This is a genomic window from Rickettsia endosymbiont of Gonocerus acuteangulatus (assembly GCF_964026435.1).
Taxonomy (GTDB): Bacteria; Pseudomonadota; Alphaproteobacteria; order Rickettsiales; family Rickettsiaceae; genus Rickettsia.
The window spans coordinates 1,561,428-1,576,352 of record NZ_OZ032147.1 but is presented as its reverse complement, the minus strand read 5'-3'; the positions used below and the strand labels follow the sequence as shown (position 1 = coordinate 1,576,352).

Sequence of the window (14,925 nt, the reverse complement as noted above, 5' to 3'; positions counted from 1 at the left end):
TTGGGTATATTCCCCGCCGCTTGCGGCGTAATATGGCGGAATGAGCAAATATATACATAAAAGTCATAATGTTACGGTACTGCTGTATCACATGGTATTTCCAGCAAAATATCGCCGAGCAGTGTTTGACGTATCAGTTGATCAAGTATTACGAGAAATATGTTTAGAGATAGAAAAGAGATATCAAATAAAATTTTTAGAAATAGGGGTTGATGAAGATCATGTCCATTTTTTGGTACAATCTGTACCAACCTATAGCGTAACAAAAATAGTAACAACAATTAAAAGTGTTACAGCTCGTCAAATATTTAGACAGTGTCCACAGGTAAAGAAACAATTATGGGGTGGAGAATTTTGGACTGATGGATATTTTACGAGTACGGTAGGTAAGCATGGAAATGAGAATATGATAGGAAAATACGTAAAAAACCAAGGCAAGGAATATCAGAAACTGCATGAGGATCATCAGCTAGCTTTCTTCTAAAATACCCCGCTTGCTTGCGGCGGGGATTACTTTTATTACCTCCAAACTCTGGTAATGGTAAGTTTACTGCATTACTATTTAAAATATTCTTAATTTTAGAGTAAGAACTTATACCATAATGTAGTGCTCTATGACAGGCTTTATCTATTAAGTCATCATTGTAAACCTTACGTAAAGAAATGATACCTCGTGCACAACGTTGCCAATCATTCACTCTTGTTTGTTGTAATGATTCTAATAATAAACTGCAATTATTCCCTATCTGCTGCATTTGTTGTTGATAATGTTCACTATATTCTATAAAACCTGGGCATAGACGTTTGTATTTAGCATAATGAGACGGATTAGTGGTAAATATCCCCTTGCCCTCTGTTCTAACGTGTCTTGCTATTAAATCATTTTGTATAGAAAATATTTGAACAAGTTTTGGGGACAATTGTACCATTACCTCACTGTATATATATTTTGCTGGTACAGAGTAATAATTATTATCTATGGTAATATGACGATCTTTTGCTACTTTTCGATTATGCCAAGATGACAAATCAAAAGTTTCTAATGGTAAAGGAATCAAACTACTTCTTTCCTCTTGCTCAAACAGTTCTCTAGGTATTCTCTTAGTAGTACCATGTATTCGGCTATTGGCCTTATTTAACCAATTTGCAAGACCATTTGTTAATTCTTCATATCTATCAAATTTACGACCAGCAAAAAAATTATTTTTAACGTATTTTATTCCCGACTCAACTTTGCCTTTTTCTTGCGGTTGATACACTCGACAAGGAGAAAGTAAAATTCCATAATGATCGGCTAAGCACTTATATTCCTTCTGATATACTGGCTCATAAAAATTGGCATCTACTACTCCAGCTTTAAGATTATCAAGTTTTATTACTTTTGGACTACCAGCAAAATAATTAAATGCATTGATATGACATTGAATCCATGTTTGACAACTTTGATCAAACACTACTTCATAATAATCAAGGCGACTATAGCTTAAACGCATATTAAATACATATGCTTTAACTCTACGCCCTTTAGAATTATACTGTAAGCCTATGTCACCAAAATCTACTTGTGCTTCCTCTCCTGCTAAAGTATGAAAACGAATGCAACTGTTATCCTTAATTTTATATTTTTTGATATAACGGGTCAAAGAAGTATAACTGCTTGTATAACCTTGATTTTTTAACTCCTCAAAAATTCTTATGTAACTCAGATTTTTTTCTAATAACTCAATTATTTTTTCGTGCCAAAAATCCAAAACTGAAGATCGTTCATAGATTGCTGGGGATTCTGTACCAGCCTCTACATAGCGGTTTATTATTTTTCGTACTGTTTTGCGGTCTGTTCTTGTTAGTTTGGCAATATTCCTTTGACTATTGCCTTGTTTATAAAGGGTGATAATTGTTGTATACATATTTATTCTTATCATTGTATCACTAGATATTTACTTGCTTAATTATCTAGTGAATATTGCACATTAACCTTATTAGGTCACACCAACTTCTCTGGTCCCTTTTTCGTGCAATTTACTGGTCCCTTTTATTTTAGCAATGACACACATCAAGAATGATGTTATTTTTTCATCTAATGGATATACAATATTTGATGATACGGTTTTAAATAAAAGGAATACGAAGCAAATAGAAATTGCAAGATCGCAGTACAGTGGAGCTACAGGTAGAGTTACTAAAGGTATAGGAGTAGTGAGTCTGGTATATTATAACCCTGATATTAATAAGTTTTGGGTAATAGATTATCGAATTTTTGCACCTGATCATGATGGAGCAACAAAACTAGAACACCTATTAAACATGTTAAATAATGCTGTTTATAGCAAGAAGATTCCTTTTCAAACAGTACTTTTTGACACATGGTTATTCTACACACAAAATTATGCAACATGTTGACTCTCTGGGGAAATATTATTATGCCCCTATTAAAGCCAATAGAAACGTTAGTAAAACACACGATTCTAAACCTTATAAAGCTGTAAAAGAGTTGACATTTTCAGATGAAGAGATCAGGCATGGAGTAGAGATTCATATAAAAGGCTTTGCTAAAAATAAGCATGTTAATTTGTTTAAATTTACTGTTCCTACCAACAGAGTTGAGTATGTTGTTACCAATAACAAAACTCACAAATCTTCTAAAGCTGCACAAGATGAGTGTGGCTTTCGATGGGTAATTGAGAGCATGCACAGAGAAATTAAGCAACTTACTGGGATAGAACGTTGTCAATGCAGGAAACAGCGTATTCAACGTAATCATATTAGTTGGGCATTTTTAGTTTGGGCATTTCTCAAAAGGACTGCAAATACAATCGGTAAAACGGTTTACCAAATAAAGTTAGGGCTTTTAGATGACTATATGCAACAACAGCTGCGTTCTCCATCTTTACGATATTTAGAACCAAACATAGCGTAAGTTTTGTATATTTACTTACCTTACTTATTCGTATCCCTGCTTCTACAGCTTTTATAACTCTTAGTCTTAGTTCTATTGCATATGCTCGTGCCATATCTCTTTACATGCTTGTTAATATTTGCTTACTATAACATGATACTCTCGCTCTGTCAGTACCTTAATGACTTATGCTATATAATGATCCTTTGACGCCTCTTCCCTCTTTCTTGCCTTTTATATCTTTTAGAAGGTAAATAGCTATATAACTTTAATTTAGCTGCTACTGCAGAAGTGTAAACAAATCTATATATACTTTCTGTACTGATACACAAAGCTGTATTTTTGTCTAGTTTTAACTTTCCGGCTATAGCATCCGGCGACCATTTCTTGCGAATCATAGCATTTTTAATATAATCTAACAACATAGGGTTCTTTTCTATTTTTAATAACTCTTGCTGATACATCCTGTTTTCATATTTTTCCTGAGCAACACAAGGCATATACTTATCTTTTACCTTATTTCTTTTTAGTTCCATACTAATAGCGCTTTTAGACCTCGTAAGATGTTGTGCTATCTTATTAATACTGACTCCTAGGTCATACATTCTTTTTATCTCATATCTCTCTTCTCGAGATAAGTGTCTATATTTTCTGTTCATCATTACCTATTTAAAATCTTATTATTTTAAATAGGTTCTGTTCTACTTACTTATAGTATTTTCAGTAGAAACAGTAAATTTAAACAAATTAACATGCTTATTTTTAGCAAAGCCTTTTATATGAATCTCTACTCCATGCCTGATCTCTTCATCTGAAAATGTCAACTTTTTTACAGCTTTATAAGGTTTAGAATCGTGCGTTTTACTAACGTTTCTATTGGCTTTAATAGGGGCATAATAATATTTCCCCAGAGAGTCAACATGTTGCATAATTTTGTGTGTAGAATACCATGTGTCAAAAAGTACTGTTTGAAAAGGAATCTTCTTGCTATAAACAGCATTATTTAACATGTTTAATAGGTGTTCTAGTTTTGTTGCTCCATCATGATCAGGTGCAAAAATTCGATAATCTATTACCCAAAACTTATTAATATCAGGGTTATAATATACCAGACTCACTACTCCTATACCTTTAGTAACTCTACCTGTAGCTCCACTGTACTGCGATCTTGCAATTTCTATTTGCTTCGTATTCCTTTTATTTAAAACCGTATCATCAAATATTGTATATCCATTAGATGAAAAAATAACATCATTCTTGATGTGTTCCCATAACAAAGAAGGTGTATATTTTTCATTCCTTAAAAATCTATTAATAACATCATGACTACATTTCTTTGCATGTTCAGCGTAGTAGGTTAAACTATAATTCTTTTGGCTAACTATTAAAAATTGACAATAATCTGTCCTATTAATTGGTATTGCTTGCAACTTTATCCTCTTTGACATGTTTAATTATTTTTACAATAATTTATCACTTTTTTACTCATAGCGTAAGTTTTGTCATAAAATTATCCTCCTGTTTATTAGTAATTTCTATTGGCACAAGACCAGCTTTCTTTTTATCCTTAAGCCTGAAACTATCACCTTTAATATTGAGTATAGTGGAGTGATGAAGCAGACGATCTAAGATAGCAGCTGTAAGAGCACTATCCTGAGCAAGACTATTGTGCCATTGTCCAAATGGAAGATTACTTGTAAGAATTATGCTACCCTTCTCATAACGCTTTGCTATAACCTGAAATAATAGATTAGCTTGTTCCTGTTTTAACGGCAGATATCCAAATTCATCTATTATAAGTAATTTATATGGTAGTATGACTCTTTTGAATATGGAGTCCAGGTTTCCCTGGTTTAGTCCGGCATTCAGTACAAGCATCAAATCTGCAGCTGTTATAAATTTAGTCTTGATTCCACATTGTGTAGCTGCATAACCAAGGGCAATAGCTATATGGGTTTTTCCTACTCCAGAAGGACCAAGCAGAATAATATTTTCCTGTCTTTCTACAAAAGATAGAGACCTTAGGCCTTCCAGAATCTTGCGTTTTATTCCTGTAGCAAAATCATAATCAAAATTATCCAGCGTTTTAATAGCAGGAAAACCTGCCATTCTGGTGAGTATTGATTTACTTCTATTCTGTCGTGCCAACAGCTCTGTTTTTAATATTGACTCAAGGAAATCCGTATAACTTGAGTCTTCTTTACTAGAAGATTGTGCAATATCAAAATAATTTTCAGCTATCTGAATAAGGTTTAAAGAGCGGCATAGCTCTTCTATACGTTGGTGCTGTAGGTTCATAATGCCTCCAGTATACTTTGGTATATGCAGAGGGAATGTTGTAAGGAAACTGTAGAAAATCGTTCCCTTTTATCTTCCATAATCTCTAGTGCTGCAGGATGACTACCACTATAATCCAATGGTAGTGGCGGAAGATTGCTCCTTTCAAACTTTAATCTTTCTGCAGGTATTTCGCCTGTTGTTCCATGCACACGCTGATTCGCAGTATCACGCAACCATTTTAGCACCTCTGAATTTGCAGTATCCACATCCAACACTAACTCTGCAGTTTTTAATTTTGTTGCTAATGGATTATAAAAGCTTTCTCTTATATATCTGTTAAATCGCTCAACCTTGCCCTTAGTTTTTGCTCTATAAGGCCTACACACTTTTAATCGGAAACTGTAATGTTTGGCAAAATCCAGCATACCTTTATTAAAGCGGTGTATGCCAGGACCATATGTATCCCTATCCAGTATTACTGTCTTCATGTTGTCATACAGTACTTCTTCTGGCACTCCGCCAAAATATTTAAATCTCTTTTGGGTATATTCCCCGCCGCTTGCGGCGTAATATGGCGGAATGAGCAAATATATACATAAAAGTCATAATGTTACGGTACTGCTGTATCACATGGTATTTCCAGCAAAATATCGCCGAGCAGTGTTTGACGTATCAGTTGATCAAGTATTACGAGAAATATGTTTAGAGATAGAAAAGAGATATCAAATAAAATTTTTAGAAATAGGGGTTGATTGTCATTGCTAAAATAAAAGGGACCAGTAAATTGCACGAAAAAGGGACCAGAGAAGTTGGTGTGACCTAATAAGGTTAATGTGCAATATTCACTAGATAATTAAGCAAGTAAATATCTAGTGATACAATGATAAGAATAAATATGTATACAACAATTATCACCCTTTATAAACAAGGCAATAGTCAAAGGAATATTGCCAAACTAACAAGAACAGACCGCAAAACAGTACGAAAAATAATAAACCGCTATGTAGAGGCTGGTACAGAATCCCCAGCAATCTATGAACGATCTTCAGTTTTGGATTTTTGGCACGAAAAAATAATTGAGTTATTAGAAAAAAATCTGAGTTACATAAGAATTTTTGAGGAGTTAAAAAATCAAGGTTATACAAGCAGTTATACTTCTTTGACCCGTTATATCAAAAAATATAAAATTAAGGATAACAGTTGCATTCGTTTTCATACTTTAGCAGGAGAGGAAGCACAAGTAGATTTTGGTGACATAGGCTTACAGTATAATTCTAAAGGGCGTAGAGTTAAAGCATATGTATTTAATATGCGTTTAAGCTATAGTCGCCTTGATTATTATGAAGTAGTGTTTGATCAAAGTTGTCAAACATGGATTCAATGTCATATCAATGCATTTAATTATTTTGCTGGTAGTCCAAAAGTAATAAAACTTGATAATCTTAAAGCTGGAGTAGTAGATGCCAATTTTTATGAGCCAGTATATCAGAAGGAATATAAGTGCTTAGCCGATCATTATGGAATTTTACTTTCTCCTTGTCGAGTGTATCAACCGCAAGAAAAAGGCAAAGTTGAGTCGGGAATAAAATACGTTAAAAATAATTTTTTTGCTGGTCGTAAATTTGATAGATATGAAGAATTAACAAATGGTCTTGCAAATTGGTTAAATAAGGCCAATAGCCGAATACATGGTACTACTAAGAGAATACCTAGAGAACTGTTTGAGCAAGAGGAAAGAAGTAGTTTGATTCCTTTACCATTAGAAACTTTTGATTTGTCATCTTGGCATAATCGAAAAGTAGCAAAAGATTGTCATATTACCATAGATAATAATTATTACTCTGTACCAGCAAAATATATATACAGTGAGGTAATGGTACAATTGTCCCCAAAACTTGTTCAAATATTTTCTATACAAAATGATTTAATAGCAAGACACGTTAGAACAGAGGGCAAGGGGATATTTACCACTAATCCGTCTCATTATGCTAAATACAAACGTCTATGCCCAGGTTTTATAGAATATAGTGAACATTATCAACAACAAATGCAGCAGATAGGGAATAATTGCAGTTTATTATTAGAATCATTACAACAAACAAGAGTGAATGATTGGCAACGTTGTGCACGAGGTATCATTTCTTTACGTAAGGTTTACAATGATGACTTAATAGATAAAGCCTGTCATAGAGCACTACATTATGGTATAAGTTCTTACTCTAAAATTAAGAATATTTTAAATAGTAATGCAGTAAACTTACCATTACCAGAGTTTGGAGGTAATAATGCAGAACTTATTTAATGACCTACGAAGCTTTAGATTATCAGGTATAGTCAATAGTTTAAATGAAAGGATTATTTATGCTCAAAATAATAAACTAGGATTTAAAGAATTTCTATCACTATTATGTGAAGATGAAAAATCTAACCGTAAGGATAATAATTACCGTCGCCGTAAAAGTGCTGCTAAATTGCCGGTAACTAAAAATTTAGAAGACTTTGATTTTAATTTCCAACCAAGTGTTGATGCCAAAGTAATAAGTGATTTATCAACTTGTGATTATATTAATACTAAGGGAAATGTAATATTCATAGGTGATTCAGGAACTGGGAAAACTCATCTTGCCATTGGGCTAGCATTAAAAGCTTTAACACGAGAATACTCTGTATATTTTACTACGGTATCGGATATGCTTTATAATTTACATATTGCAAGAGCAGATAATAGTTATCACAAAAAGGTTAAATTACTCCTATCGTTTGATTTATTAATTCTTGATGAGCTCGGGTTTAAGCAATTGCCAAAACATTCAGTAGAAGACTTTTTTAATATTATTGCTAAACGATATGAAAATAAATCTACCATTATTACCACAAACAAGGATTTTGAAAAATGGAATGAAATATTTGCTGATGAAGTATTAACTCATGCAATTATTGATCGAGTGGTACATCATGCTCATATACTAAACATAAAAGGTAAAAGTTATCGTATTAATAACTATAAATCTGGAGGTAATATGGCATAAAAATTTTTAAATATAGTGGTTCCTTTTTCGTGCAATTTACTGGTCCCTTTTTAATTGACAATGACAGTTGATGAAGATCATGTCCATTTTTTGGTACAATCTGTACCAACCTATAGCGTAACAAAAATAGTAACAACAATTAAAAGTGTTACAGCTCGTCAAATATTTAGACAGTGTCCACAGGTAAAGAAACAATTATGGGGTGGAGAATTTTGGACTGATGGATATTTTACGAGTACGGTAGGTAAGCATGGAAATGAGAATATGATAGGAAAATACGTAAAAAACCAAGGCAAGGAATATCAGAAACTGCATGAGGATCATCAGCTAGCTTTCTTCTAAAATACCCCGCTGCTTGCGGCGGGGATTACTTTTATTGCCCGCTTATGGCATTCTATTAATGTTACAAGCTTCTCATTAGTAACAAATTCTACATAGCTTGCTCGACTAAATCCTAATGTAGCCACAAAAGCTGATAGAGGACTTTTCCCCTTACGAAATTCTATCCAGTCAACTTGCATCTGTTTGCCAGAAGCAGTCTCAAATCTTATCATATCCTCCTGTTTAGCTGCAGGCTTTATACTCCTTAAATAATCCCTGAGTTGGGTCATCCCGCCTGTGTAACCCAACTCCTTTATCTCTTGAAACAGTACCAGATAGTGATACAGGATGGGCTGATTTTATTCTGTCACTCAAGTAGTCTTTATATGGGGCAAGCTTTGTTACCAACTTTGGCCTATCCTTATATTTAGGGGAACCATCATATTTTAAATATTTACGTACTGTATTTACTGATGCACCTACTTCTCTTGCTATACTTCTTAAGCTTTTACCATGTTTATTCAATATTTTTATTTCCATTATTTGCTCCAGTATTATCATTATTCATTACCTCCTTATTCAGAAGATATTACTTTAATACTATATCAATTTTTATCCGTTGCTCTGTATCATTTTACTTCCGTTGCTAACACCTATGAAAAAAGCTATACGCCAGCTAAGTCCAAAATGAGTAATTAATAATACTAATTCTAGTGCAGCGACTCCTCCGAGTACTGAAAAACAAGCAACAAGTGCTACAATCGGATATTGTTTAGGAGGTGATATTATTTCTGTAAGATAAAGTTCTGCTCCTATTAACTCACCTAAAGATGACATACCTTGAATAATACGACATATAGTAACGATCCAAGTAGCAGTAATTCTCCTATTTGAGCATAAGTAGGTAACCCTGCCATAATAGCACAAGAAATAGCCATTAAAATTGTAGTTACAATTACTGTAGATTTACGCCCATATTTTATCACCCATCCATCCGAAAACTAAAGCCCCAAAAGGTCTAAAAACGAATGTAGAGCAAAAAGCACTAGCAGAATATATAGCGGCAGTATTAGTATCAGCTTTTGGAAAAAATAACTCATTAAGAAGTACAGCCATATGTACATAAATCATTAAATCAAAATATTCAAGAAATGTACCTATAGATAATAATCCTACAGCTTCCTTTTGTTCGCTTGTTAAATTTTTTTGTTCTCGTGTATAGCCAAGCATAAATCCTTTACAAAAAATTAAATTGTAAAAAACTTATACCTTTTTATATAAAAGTCAATAGGAATTTTTACTGGAGGTTAAAATTTTTTATTTAGATCAATAATATAATCGAATAGAGATTCAAAATAATGAAGAGTTTTGTATATTTGTTTACCAATTTTTTTAGACAAAACTTACGCTATGTTTGATATAATGCCCATGAATTAAGGGATATTATGAAGTGCTTCACTATAAAACATTGCTGTGTAATAAGAGTTTTTAGCATATTTGCTATAACATAGCGTAAGTTTTGTAGAAATATATAACAGTAGAAAGAAGAGAAAAAGGGCTAATTATATATATTGGTTAGTTCTAATTTTTAGCTGGCGGATAGAGGGGGATTCGAACCCCCGACACGTTGCCGTGAACACGCTTTCCAGGCGTGCACCTTAAACCGCTCGGCCATCTATCCATGAATAATAAGTATTTAATTTATTATCTATTGTTTATTATTTGAAAAAATATTGTTAGCTTCCAAAAGCTCATTTTTAGTATTAACACCGACAATTAAATCATGATTGTCAGATAATAAATAAGAAACTTTTTTTCCATTATCTTTACACAATTTTACCAGTTCTGTTAAATAAACTTCTTTATTATCTCTAGAATCATTAGCAAATAAAGGTAGATATTCGTTTAAAATTCCAGGATTAAATGCCATAATTCCGGAATTACAAAGTTTTATTTTCTTTTGTTCCTCAGTAGCATTTTTATATTCAATTATTTCCAAAAATTCACCATTTTGATCTATGGAGATTCTACCATAAAAAGCGGGGTCATCTCTTTCAAAACATAATGTTACTAATGAAGCATTACTAAAATTTAGATATTCTATTAATTCATTCATTAATTCTCGAGTAATAAGTGGGTGATCACCATATAACACTAAGATAGTTTTATTTTCATCAATTAAATCTATTGCTGCATGAGTAGCATGTGCTGTACCTTTAGGCTCTCTTTGCAGGGCAAAACGACACATATTTTCATAAGGTGTCAAATATTTTTTCAAATCTTCTGAATAAACTATAACTACATCATCAGTTACTTTAAGTGAATTCTTTAATACTGTTTCAAGCATTGGAACGCTGCCAACTTTATGCATTACTTTTGGTAAATCAGACTCCATTCTGCTGCCTTTGCCAGCTGCTAAAATAATTATTTGAATATTATTCATTCGCTACCTTGTAAAATTTCATAAATTTCATCTGATAATTCGTAATTACCAAAAACTCTCTGCACATCGTCGCTTTCTTCCAAAAGATCAACAAGCTTTAAAAGCTTTTTAGCTTTTTCTTTATCATCGATAATTATTGTATTTAAAGGAACCCATCCTATATAAGCTTCTTCAGCGGTGCCATATTTATCCGTTAAAAATTCTAAGACCTTAGAAAAATTTTCAATATCAGTATATATAGTATGTAGTACTTCATCTGAGACTATATCATCTGCTCCTGCTTCTATTGCAGTTTCTAAAATGTTTTCAGCTGAGCTAATTTCTAGAGGATATTGAATGACACCACAATGTTTGAATAAAAAATTAACGCTACCGGTTTCGCCTAAATTACCACCATATTTAGTAAAGCTAGAGCGTACCTCAGCAGCAGTACGATTTTTATTATCAGTTAAAGCCTCAACTATTATAGCAATACCGCCTGGTGCATAACCCTCATATCTAATTTCTGTATAATTTTCATTATTAGCGGAATCATTAGCACTATTAATAGCTTTATCAATTCTTTCTTTAGGAAGATTTTGGCTGCGGGCAGTGGCTAAAGCGGTTCTAAGACGTGGATTATTATCAGGGTTTGTAGAGCCAGCTTTGAGGGCGGTAACTATCTCACGAATTAATTTTGTAAAAACTTTTGCTCTTTTCTTATCTTGAGCACCTTTACGATGCTGAATATTTTTAAACTTTGAGTGTCCCGCCATTTTATCTATACTTTAAAAATATTTAACCTTGTTTTGCTTTAAATCTTTTATTCTTTTTATTTATTACAAAAATTTTGCCTCTTCTTTTAACGATTTGGCAATCTTTATCACGTTTTTTCAATGATTTTAACGAACTAACGACTTTCATACATGTCCTGACTATATTTAACTTAAGGTGATAATAAACTTTTTTGTCCAATCAGTCAATTACCAATTTATATAATCAATTATCTCTGAACACTTTCTTGTTTGCGATTTTTTGGTTTGGTATTTAATTTTGGTTGGATATCTAATTTTATATTCATTTTATTAAGCTTGCTGTTTGAATTCCTTCTTTTCCGCTTCTATTATTCATCAATACTTCTCTTATATCTGATGTAACATTTTGTACATTTTCAAATTTATTGATCTTATTTAATGTTTTAGGATCGATTTTTGCTTTAAGGTCATTTGCTATCCCTTTAAAACCGATTTTTTACAAAATCTTGCTAATTTATAATAGACTTTATAAGTTCTTGATATATCAAATTTGTTTTCATTATTTATAAATTCTGTAGTATTTTTAATTCTCTCTTTAAAGCTTTTATCATTTTTAATAGTTGCTATGTGTTGATCTGTCAGCAGCTTTTTATCTTTCATTATTTGAAATGTATCATCATATAATTTTTCCATTGCTTCTGTTGTTATAGTATTTTTTGAATTATTTTTTACAAATTTCTGAGCTAATTTTTCTATTTCACTAGTAATAGCTTTATCTTCTTTATTGAGGTTTTTAACTATACTATCATCTTTAAAGCCTGTATTTCCTTTATAAGACTCATCAAAATTATTTTTTATACCTAAATTTATAGCTTGATTTAGAAACTCTTTTTCTGATTTTGATATTGCAACTTGGTTTCTAGATAAGATATATTTTAGAGGATCTATAAAGGATATTAAATAATTTAGAAGATAGTTGCTCAGTTTCATTTTCTACCATAAATGCCTTTATAAATAAATTACTACTTATTAATATTAATAATCTAAAATGAATTATTTTTAAAGTTTGTAATAAAAATACAAAGTAAGTTACCATATTTTATGGTTTTTCTTGACATATATATAATAATTTAGAGTATAATATATTTACAAAAATTAATAAAACCGTATTTTATGGTTTTTGTCACCGCGTCTTTATAAACATATGGAGTATTTAATATGCAGCAATATTCAATTCATAAACTTAAAGAAAATTTATTTAAAATTGTTATAGATAATAAAGAATGGAGTCTTAATGACTTTGGGGGTTTTGATGCTCTTCAAAAGTTACCTGAGATAGTTGAAAATAGCCCATTATTTGCTAAAGCAGTAAAAAACTTTAACCCTACAGTTAAGGGAACAGGCTTATCTATATTTAATTCTATAAATAAGACAATACCTTATACATTACCTATTAAATTCACAGAAGTTGCTCTTAAATTGGAAGCAGTAGGTAGAAATGCTAGCCACGTATGGGAAACCTTGTCAGTGATATTAGAAAAAGCTCAAGAGGAAGGAGTAACTTACTTAAGTTTAGGTAGAGGCTGGTATGGTAAGCAAGACATAACAGGTGGTAAAAAGATATTAGATCTTATGTCGTAAAATTTACAAGCAACTCGAAATGATCCACTCAAGTCTAAAATATTTAATATATTATTAGAAGAAACAGATAAAAAAGAACAAGGTTTATTTGCTATTCCCGATACCCATAAGAAATATCAAACTGTAATGAAAGCATACGCAGAATATGAAGCACTTGTAGAAGAGAGTGAATTTGTGGTATTAGGAGTACAATTTAACACCCTTGAAATTCAGGAACACGAAAATCTACCTGAAGCAAATAATGATAGTGCACAAGCAGGAGCTACGAGTGTAGAAAACGATATTTTAGGTATGCCTATTGATCAATCGGCAACGCTAATTAATTAGGGAGTGCAAAGTTCTGGAGAAAGTTCTAACGCTCAAGGTAGAACAGCTATGGACTTTTTAACTCAAGTAAGCAACATTGTACATGCATCAGGTGGTAATCTTAAAGGGTTAGTTAATATAGCTCCTGATATAATAAATAATCCTCAAAATACTAACTCTCAACCTAATGTTCAGAGTTAATACATATTTACCAACTAGGGCACAAAATCTTGCTGCAACAGCAAGTTATAATATAGAAACAAATCCACAACAATCTGGATCAGGAGCTAATACTAAAAAATCCTCCGCTTGATGTTAAAGGAAAGATTAATAGTATCAACGAATTATTAAAAAATTATAATGAGGAGTTAAAGAATTTAACAGAGATGGGATTAGATGCAGACGTTGTAAAAACTATTTTAGAAACAGGTGACACAAAAAAATATCTTTTAGCGGAAGCAAAAGAACTTACCAAAGAATTGCTTAAATATTATGGAAATCTTTCAATTTTAGAAAAAGGTTTTTTTAAAGATTCAGAAGTTTGTAATAAATATAACACATTAACAACAGATATTCGTGCTATTGATATAAGCTTATCTGATGATTTAAGATATCCCTTAACTAAAATTATGTTAAATGTTCCTAAAAATCCTTTGGAATATTTGGGGGAGTTTTTTGGAGGGCAATCAAGTGTTGCATCAGAACAGATATTGAAAAATTTTGCAATAGAATATGAGAATACTCATACTAGAGATGAAATCGAGGCTTTAGGTGATTTTTCTTATTTAATTTAAACTCACCTTTTAAAATTTAAAATGTCATAATTTCTTTTGTTTTATAGGATAAATTATGGCATTTTTCTTTATGTCTTAAAAACTCCTAAATTTTTCTTAACCCATCTATTTTATTGACAAATCTTAATAATATTCATATATTGCATTTCCAAAAAATTAATACCATATTTTGTGGTATTAAAATTTAAACTTAATTTAAAAAAGGATATATTCTGTGAGAGAGTCTTTAATTAGCATATTAAAAAAAGTAACAGCGAACAATAAAAAGCCCAAATTTACAAATTTATTTAGATATAATAAATGAAATTATAGATCTTACTAGCAATGAAAATAATATTGATAACAGAAAAGAAAAATTTCAAGATATTCAAATATCATTAGAGCAGATTAAAGAAAAATCAAAAGAAAATATTATAGAAGTTAAAGAAAAGTTAAAGGAAATATTAGAATATTTTGGTCAAGATTTATACACCACAAAACT

Annotated in this window: 19 protein-coding genes, 1 tRNA gene and 5 pseudogenes; 11 read left to right on the top strand and 14 right to left on the bottom strand. The window is 31.6% G+C overall.

The features are described 5' to 3' along the window. Positions 1 to 40 precede the first annotated feature (40 nt). Positions 41 to 484, top strand: a complete 444-nt coding sequence (tnpA, locus tag AAGD55_RS09805; protein ID WP_341790826.1) for an IS200/IS605 family transposase — start codon at positions 41 to 43, stop codon at positions 482 to 484. Here tnpA (AAGD55_RS09805) and istA (AAGD55_RS09800) read toward each other — a convergent pair. After that, positions 372 to 1,907 carry an IS21 family transposase gene (gene istA, locus AAGD55_RS09800; protein WP_341791328.1) on the bottom strand — a complete coding sequence of 512 codons (1,536 nt, stop codon included), beginning with the start codon at positions 1,905 to 1,907 and terminating at the stop codon, positions 372 to 374. The genes tnpA (AAGD55_RS09805) and istA (AAGD55_RS09800) overlap by 113 nt on opposite strands. Positions 1,908 to 2,043: 136 nt before the next feature. Between istA (AAGD55_RS09800) and AAGD55_RS09795 the strand changes: the two genes are divergently transcribed. After that, positions 2,044 to 2,400, top strand: a complete 357-nt coding sequence (locus tag AAGD55_RS09795; RefSeq protein WP_341791327.1) for a hypothetical protein — start codon at positions 2,044 to 2,046, stop codon at positions 2,398 to 2,400. Continuing rightward, positions 2,357 to 2,917 carry a transposase gene (locus AAGD55_RS09790; protein WP_341791326.1) on the top strand — a complete coding sequence of 187 codons (561 nt, stop codon included), beginning with the start codon at positions 2,357 to 2,359 and terminating at the stop codon, positions 2,915 to 2,917. Before AAGD55_RS09795 ends, AAGD55_RS09790 begins: the two co-directional genes overlap by 44 nt. Positions 2,918 to 2,927: 10 nt before the next feature. Here AAGD55_RS09790 and AAGD55_RS12450 read toward each other — a convergent pair. From AAGD55_RS12450 to AAGD55_RS09770, 5 genes and pseudogenes are all read right to left on the bottom strand, one after another. Further along, positions 2,928 to 3,011, bottom strand: a pseudogene (locus AAGD55_RS12450) (hypothetical protein); the annotation flags it as partial. Positions 3,012 to 3,087: 76 nt separating this feature from the next. Continuing rightward, on the bottom strand, positions 3,088 to 3,558 hold the full coding sequence (locus AAGD55_RS09785; RefSeq protein ID WP_341791325.1) for a helix-turn-helix domain-containing protein: 471 nt from the start codon (positions 3,556 to 3,558) through the stop codon (positions 3,088 to 3,090). A 39-nt stretch (positions 3,559 to 3,597) separates the two neighbouring features. Beyond that, positions 3,598 to 4,344: a transposase gene (locus AAGD55_RS09780; RefSeq protein ID WP_341791324.1), complete on the bottom strand. Its 747-nt coding sequence runs from the start codon at positions 4,342 to 4,344 to the stop codon at positions 3,598 to 3,600. 37 nt (positions 4,345 to 4,381) lie between these two features. Next, positions 4,382 to 5,194 carry an IS21-like element helper ATPase IstB gene (istB, locus tag AAGD55_RS09775; protein WP_341791323.1) on the bottom strand — a complete coding sequence of 271 codons (813 nt, stop codon included), beginning with the start codon at positions 5,192 to 5,194 and terminating at the stop codon, positions 4,382 to 4,384. Between the two features lie 119 nt (positions 5,195 to 5,313). Further along, positions 5,314 to 5,727, bottom strand: a pseudogene (locus tag AAGD55_RS09770) (IS21 family transposase); the annotation flags it as partial. 28 nt (positions 5,728 to 5,755) lie between these two features. Between AAGD55_RS09770 and AAGD55_RS09765 the strand changes: the two are divergent. From AAGD55_RS09765 to tnpA (AAGD55_RS09750), 4 genes and pseudogenes are all read left to right on the top strand, one after another. Beyond that, positions 5,756 to 5,929: pseudogene (locus AAGD55_RS09765) on the top strand (transposase); the annotation flags it as partial. A 142-nt stretch (positions 5,930 to 6,071) separates the two neighbouring features. Further along, positions 6,072 to 7,478 (top strand): IS21 family transposase, encoded by a 1,407-nt coding sequence (gene istA, locus AAGD55_RS09760; RefSeq protein WP_341790850.1) that lies wholly within the window; start codon positions 6,072 to 6,074, stop codon positions 7,476 to 7,478. Next, positions 7,462 to 8,205 carry an IS21-like element helper ATPase IstB gene (gene istB, locus AAGD55_RS09755; protein ID WP_341790851.1) on the top strand — a complete coding sequence of 248 codons (744 nt, stop codon included), beginning with the start codon at positions 7,462 to 7,464 and terminating at the stop codon, positions 8,203 to 8,205. Before istA (AAGD55_RS09760) ends, istB (AAGD55_RS09755) begins: the two co-directional genes overlap by 17 nt. 69 nt (positions 8,206 to 8,274) lie before the next feature. After that, a pseudogene (gene tnpA, locus AAGD55_RS09750) lies at positions 8,275 to 8,547 on the top strand (IS200/IS605 family transposase); the annotation flags it as partial. On the opposite strand, the gene AAGD55_RS09745 reads toward tnpA (AAGD55_RS09750), so the two are convergent. The 8 genes and pseudogenes from AAGD55_RS09745 to AAGD55_RS09710 all read right to left on the bottom strand — a co-directional run bounded on the left by AAGD55_RS09745 (position 8,544) and on the right by AAGD55_RS09710 (position 12,693). Next, a complete protein-coding gene (locus tag AAGD55_RS09745) occupies positions 8,544 to 8,759 on the bottom strand; it encodes a hypothetical protein (protein WP_341791322.1) in 216 nt (71 codons plus the stop codon). The pseudogene tnpA (AAGD55_RS09750) and the gene AAGD55_RS09745 overlap by 4 nt on opposite strands. 10 nt (positions 8,760 to 8,769) lie before the next feature. After that, positions 8,770 to 9,087, bottom strand: coding sequence for a hypothetical protein (locus AAGD55_RS09740; RefSeq protein ID WP_341791321.1), 318 nt, complete (start codon positions 9,085 to 9,087; stop codon positions 8,770 to 8,772). A gap of 90 nt (positions 9,088 to 9,177) precedes the next feature. Next, a pseudogene (locus AAGD55_RS09735) lies at positions 9,178 to 9,756 on the bottom strand (MFS transporter); the annotation flags it as partial. A gap of 363 nt (positions 9,757 to 10,119) precedes the next feature. After that, positions 10,120 to 10,207 (bottom strand) — tRNA-Ser (locus AAGD55_RS09730). Positions 10,208 to 10,234: 27 nt separating this feature from the next. Continuing rightward, positions 10,235 to 10,969 carry a sugar phosphate nucleotidyltransferase gene (locus tag AAGD55_RS09725; protein ID WP_341791320.1) on the bottom strand — a complete coding sequence of 245 codons (735 nt, stop codon included), beginning with the start codon at positions 10,967 to 10,969 and terminating at the stop codon, positions 10,235 to 10,237. Further along, entirely contained in the window at positions 10,966 to 11,724 is a 759-nt protein-coding gene (locus AAGD55_RS09720) for a YebC/PmpR family DNA-binding transcriptional regulator (RefSeq protein ID WP_341791319.1), read from the bottom strand. Before AAGD55_RS09720 ends, AAGD55_RS09725 begins: the two co-directional genes overlap by 4 nt. A 22-nt stretch (positions 11,725 to 11,746) precedes the next feature. After that, a complete protein-coding gene (ykgO, locus tag AAGD55_RS09715; protein WP_004998227.1) occupies positions 11,747 to 11,872 on the bottom strand; it encodes a type B 50S ribosomal protein L36 in 126 nt (41 codons plus the stop codon). Positions 11,873 to 12,177: 305 nt separating this feature from the next. Further along, positions 12,178 to 12,693: a hypothetical protein gene (locus tag AAGD55_RS09710; protein ID WP_341791318.1), complete on the bottom strand. Its 516-nt coding sequence runs from the start codon at positions 12,691 to 12,693 to the stop codon at positions 12,178 to 12,180. Positions 12,694 to 12,921: 228 nt separating this feature from the next. Here AAGD55_RS09710 and AAGD55_RS09705 point away from each other — a divergent pair, with 228 nt between their 5' ends. From AAGD55_RS09705 to AAGD55_RS09690, 4 genes are all read left to right on the top strand, one after another. After that, positions 12,922 to 13,344, top strand: a complete 423-nt coding sequence (locus tag AAGD55_RS09705) for a hypothetical protein (protein WP_341791317.1) — start codon at positions 12,922 to 12,924, stop codon at positions 13,342 to 13,344. A 126-nt stretch (positions 13,345 to 13,470) separates the two neighbouring features. Beyond that, positions 13,471 to 13,671 (top strand): hypothetical protein, encoded by a 201-nt coding sequence (locus tag AAGD55_RS09700; protein WP_341791316.1) that lies wholly within the window; start codon positions 13,471 to 13,473, stop codon positions 13,669 to 13,671. A 3-nt stretch (positions 13,672 to 13,674) separates the two neighbouring features. Continuing rightward, entirely contained in the window at positions 13,675 to 13,851 is a 177-nt protein-coding gene (locus AAGD55_RS09695; protein ID WP_341791315.1) for a hypothetical protein, read from the top strand. A gap of 185 nt (positions 13,852 to 14,036) precedes the next feature. Continuing rightward, complete coding sequence (locus AAGD55_RS09690; protein ID WP_341791314.1) at positions 14,037 to 14,444, top strand: hypothetical protein; 408 nt, start codon at positions 14,037 to 14,039, stop codon at positions 14,442 to 14,444. The last annotated feature ends 481 nt before the right edge of the window (positions 14,445 to 14,925 follow it).

Excerpts from the sequence above, each read along its gene's own strand:
- tnpA (WP_341790826.1), top strand. The coding sequence starts at position 41 with ATGAGCAAATATATACATAAAAGTCATAATGTTACGGTACTGCTGTAT.
- istA (WP_341791328.1), bottom strand. The coding sequence starts at position 1,907 with ATGTATACAACAATTATCACCCTTTATAAACAAGGCAATAGTCAAAGG.
- AAGD55_RS09795 (WP_341791327.1), top strand. The coding sequence starts at position 2,044 with ATGACACACATCAAGAATGATGTTATTTTTTCATCTAATGGATATACA.
- AAGD55_RS09785 (WP_341791325.1), bottom strand. The coding sequence starts at position 3,558 with ATGATGAACAGAAAATATAGACACTTATCTCGAGAAGAGAGATATGAG.
- AAGD55_RS09780 (WP_341791324.1), bottom strand. The coding sequence starts at position 4,344 with ATGTCAAAGAGGATAAAGTTGCAAGCAATACCAATTAATAGGACAGAT.
- istB (WP_341791323.1), bottom strand. The coding sequence starts at position 5,194 with ATGAACCTACAGCACCAACGTATAGAAGAGCTATGCCGCTCTTTAAAC.
- istA (WP_341790850.1), top strand. The coding sequence starts at position 6,072 with ATGTATACAACAATTATCACCCTTTATAAACAAGGCAATAGTCAAAGG.
- istB (WP_341790851.1), top strand. The coding sequence starts at position 7,462 with ATGCAGAACTTATTTAATGACCTACGAAGCTTTAGATTATCAGGTATA.
- AAGD55_RS09745 (WP_341791322.1), bottom strand. The coding sequence starts at position 8,759 with ATGATAAGATTTGAGACTGCTTCTGGCAAACAGATGCAAGTTGACTGG.
- AAGD55_RS09740 (WP_341791321.1), bottom strand. The coding sequence starts at position 9,087 with ATGATAATACTGGAGCAAATAATGGAAATAAAAATATTGAATAAACAT.
- AAGD55_RS09725 (WP_341791320.1), bottom strand. The coding sequence starts at position 10,969 with ATGAATAATATTCAAATAATTATTTTAGCAGCTGGCAAAGGCAGCAGA.
- AAGD55_RS09720 (WP_341791319.1), bottom strand. The coding sequence starts at position 11,724 with ATGGCGGGACACTCAAAGTTTAAAAATATTCAGCATCGTAAAGGTGCT.
- ykgO (WP_004998227.1), bottom strand. The coding sequence starts at position 11,872 with ATGAAAGTCGTTAGTTCGTTAAAATCATTGAAAAAACGTGATAAAGAT.
- AAGD55_RS09710 (WP_341791318.1), bottom strand. The coding sequence starts at position 12,693 with ATGAAACTGAGCAACTATCTTCTAAATTATTTAATATCCTTTATAGAT.
- AAGD55_RS09705 (WP_341791317.1), top strand. The coding sequence starts at position 12,922 with ATGCAGCAATATTCAATTCATAAACTTAAAGAAAATTTATTTAAAATT.
- AAGD55_RS09700 (WP_341791316.1), top strand. The coding sequence starts at position 13,471 with ATGAAAGCATACGCAGAATATGAAGCACTTGTAGAAGAGAGTGAATTT.
- AAGD55_RS09690 (WP_341791314.1), top strand. The coding sequence starts at position 14,037 with ATGGGATTAGATGCAGACGTTGTAAAAACTATTTTAGAAACAGGTGAC.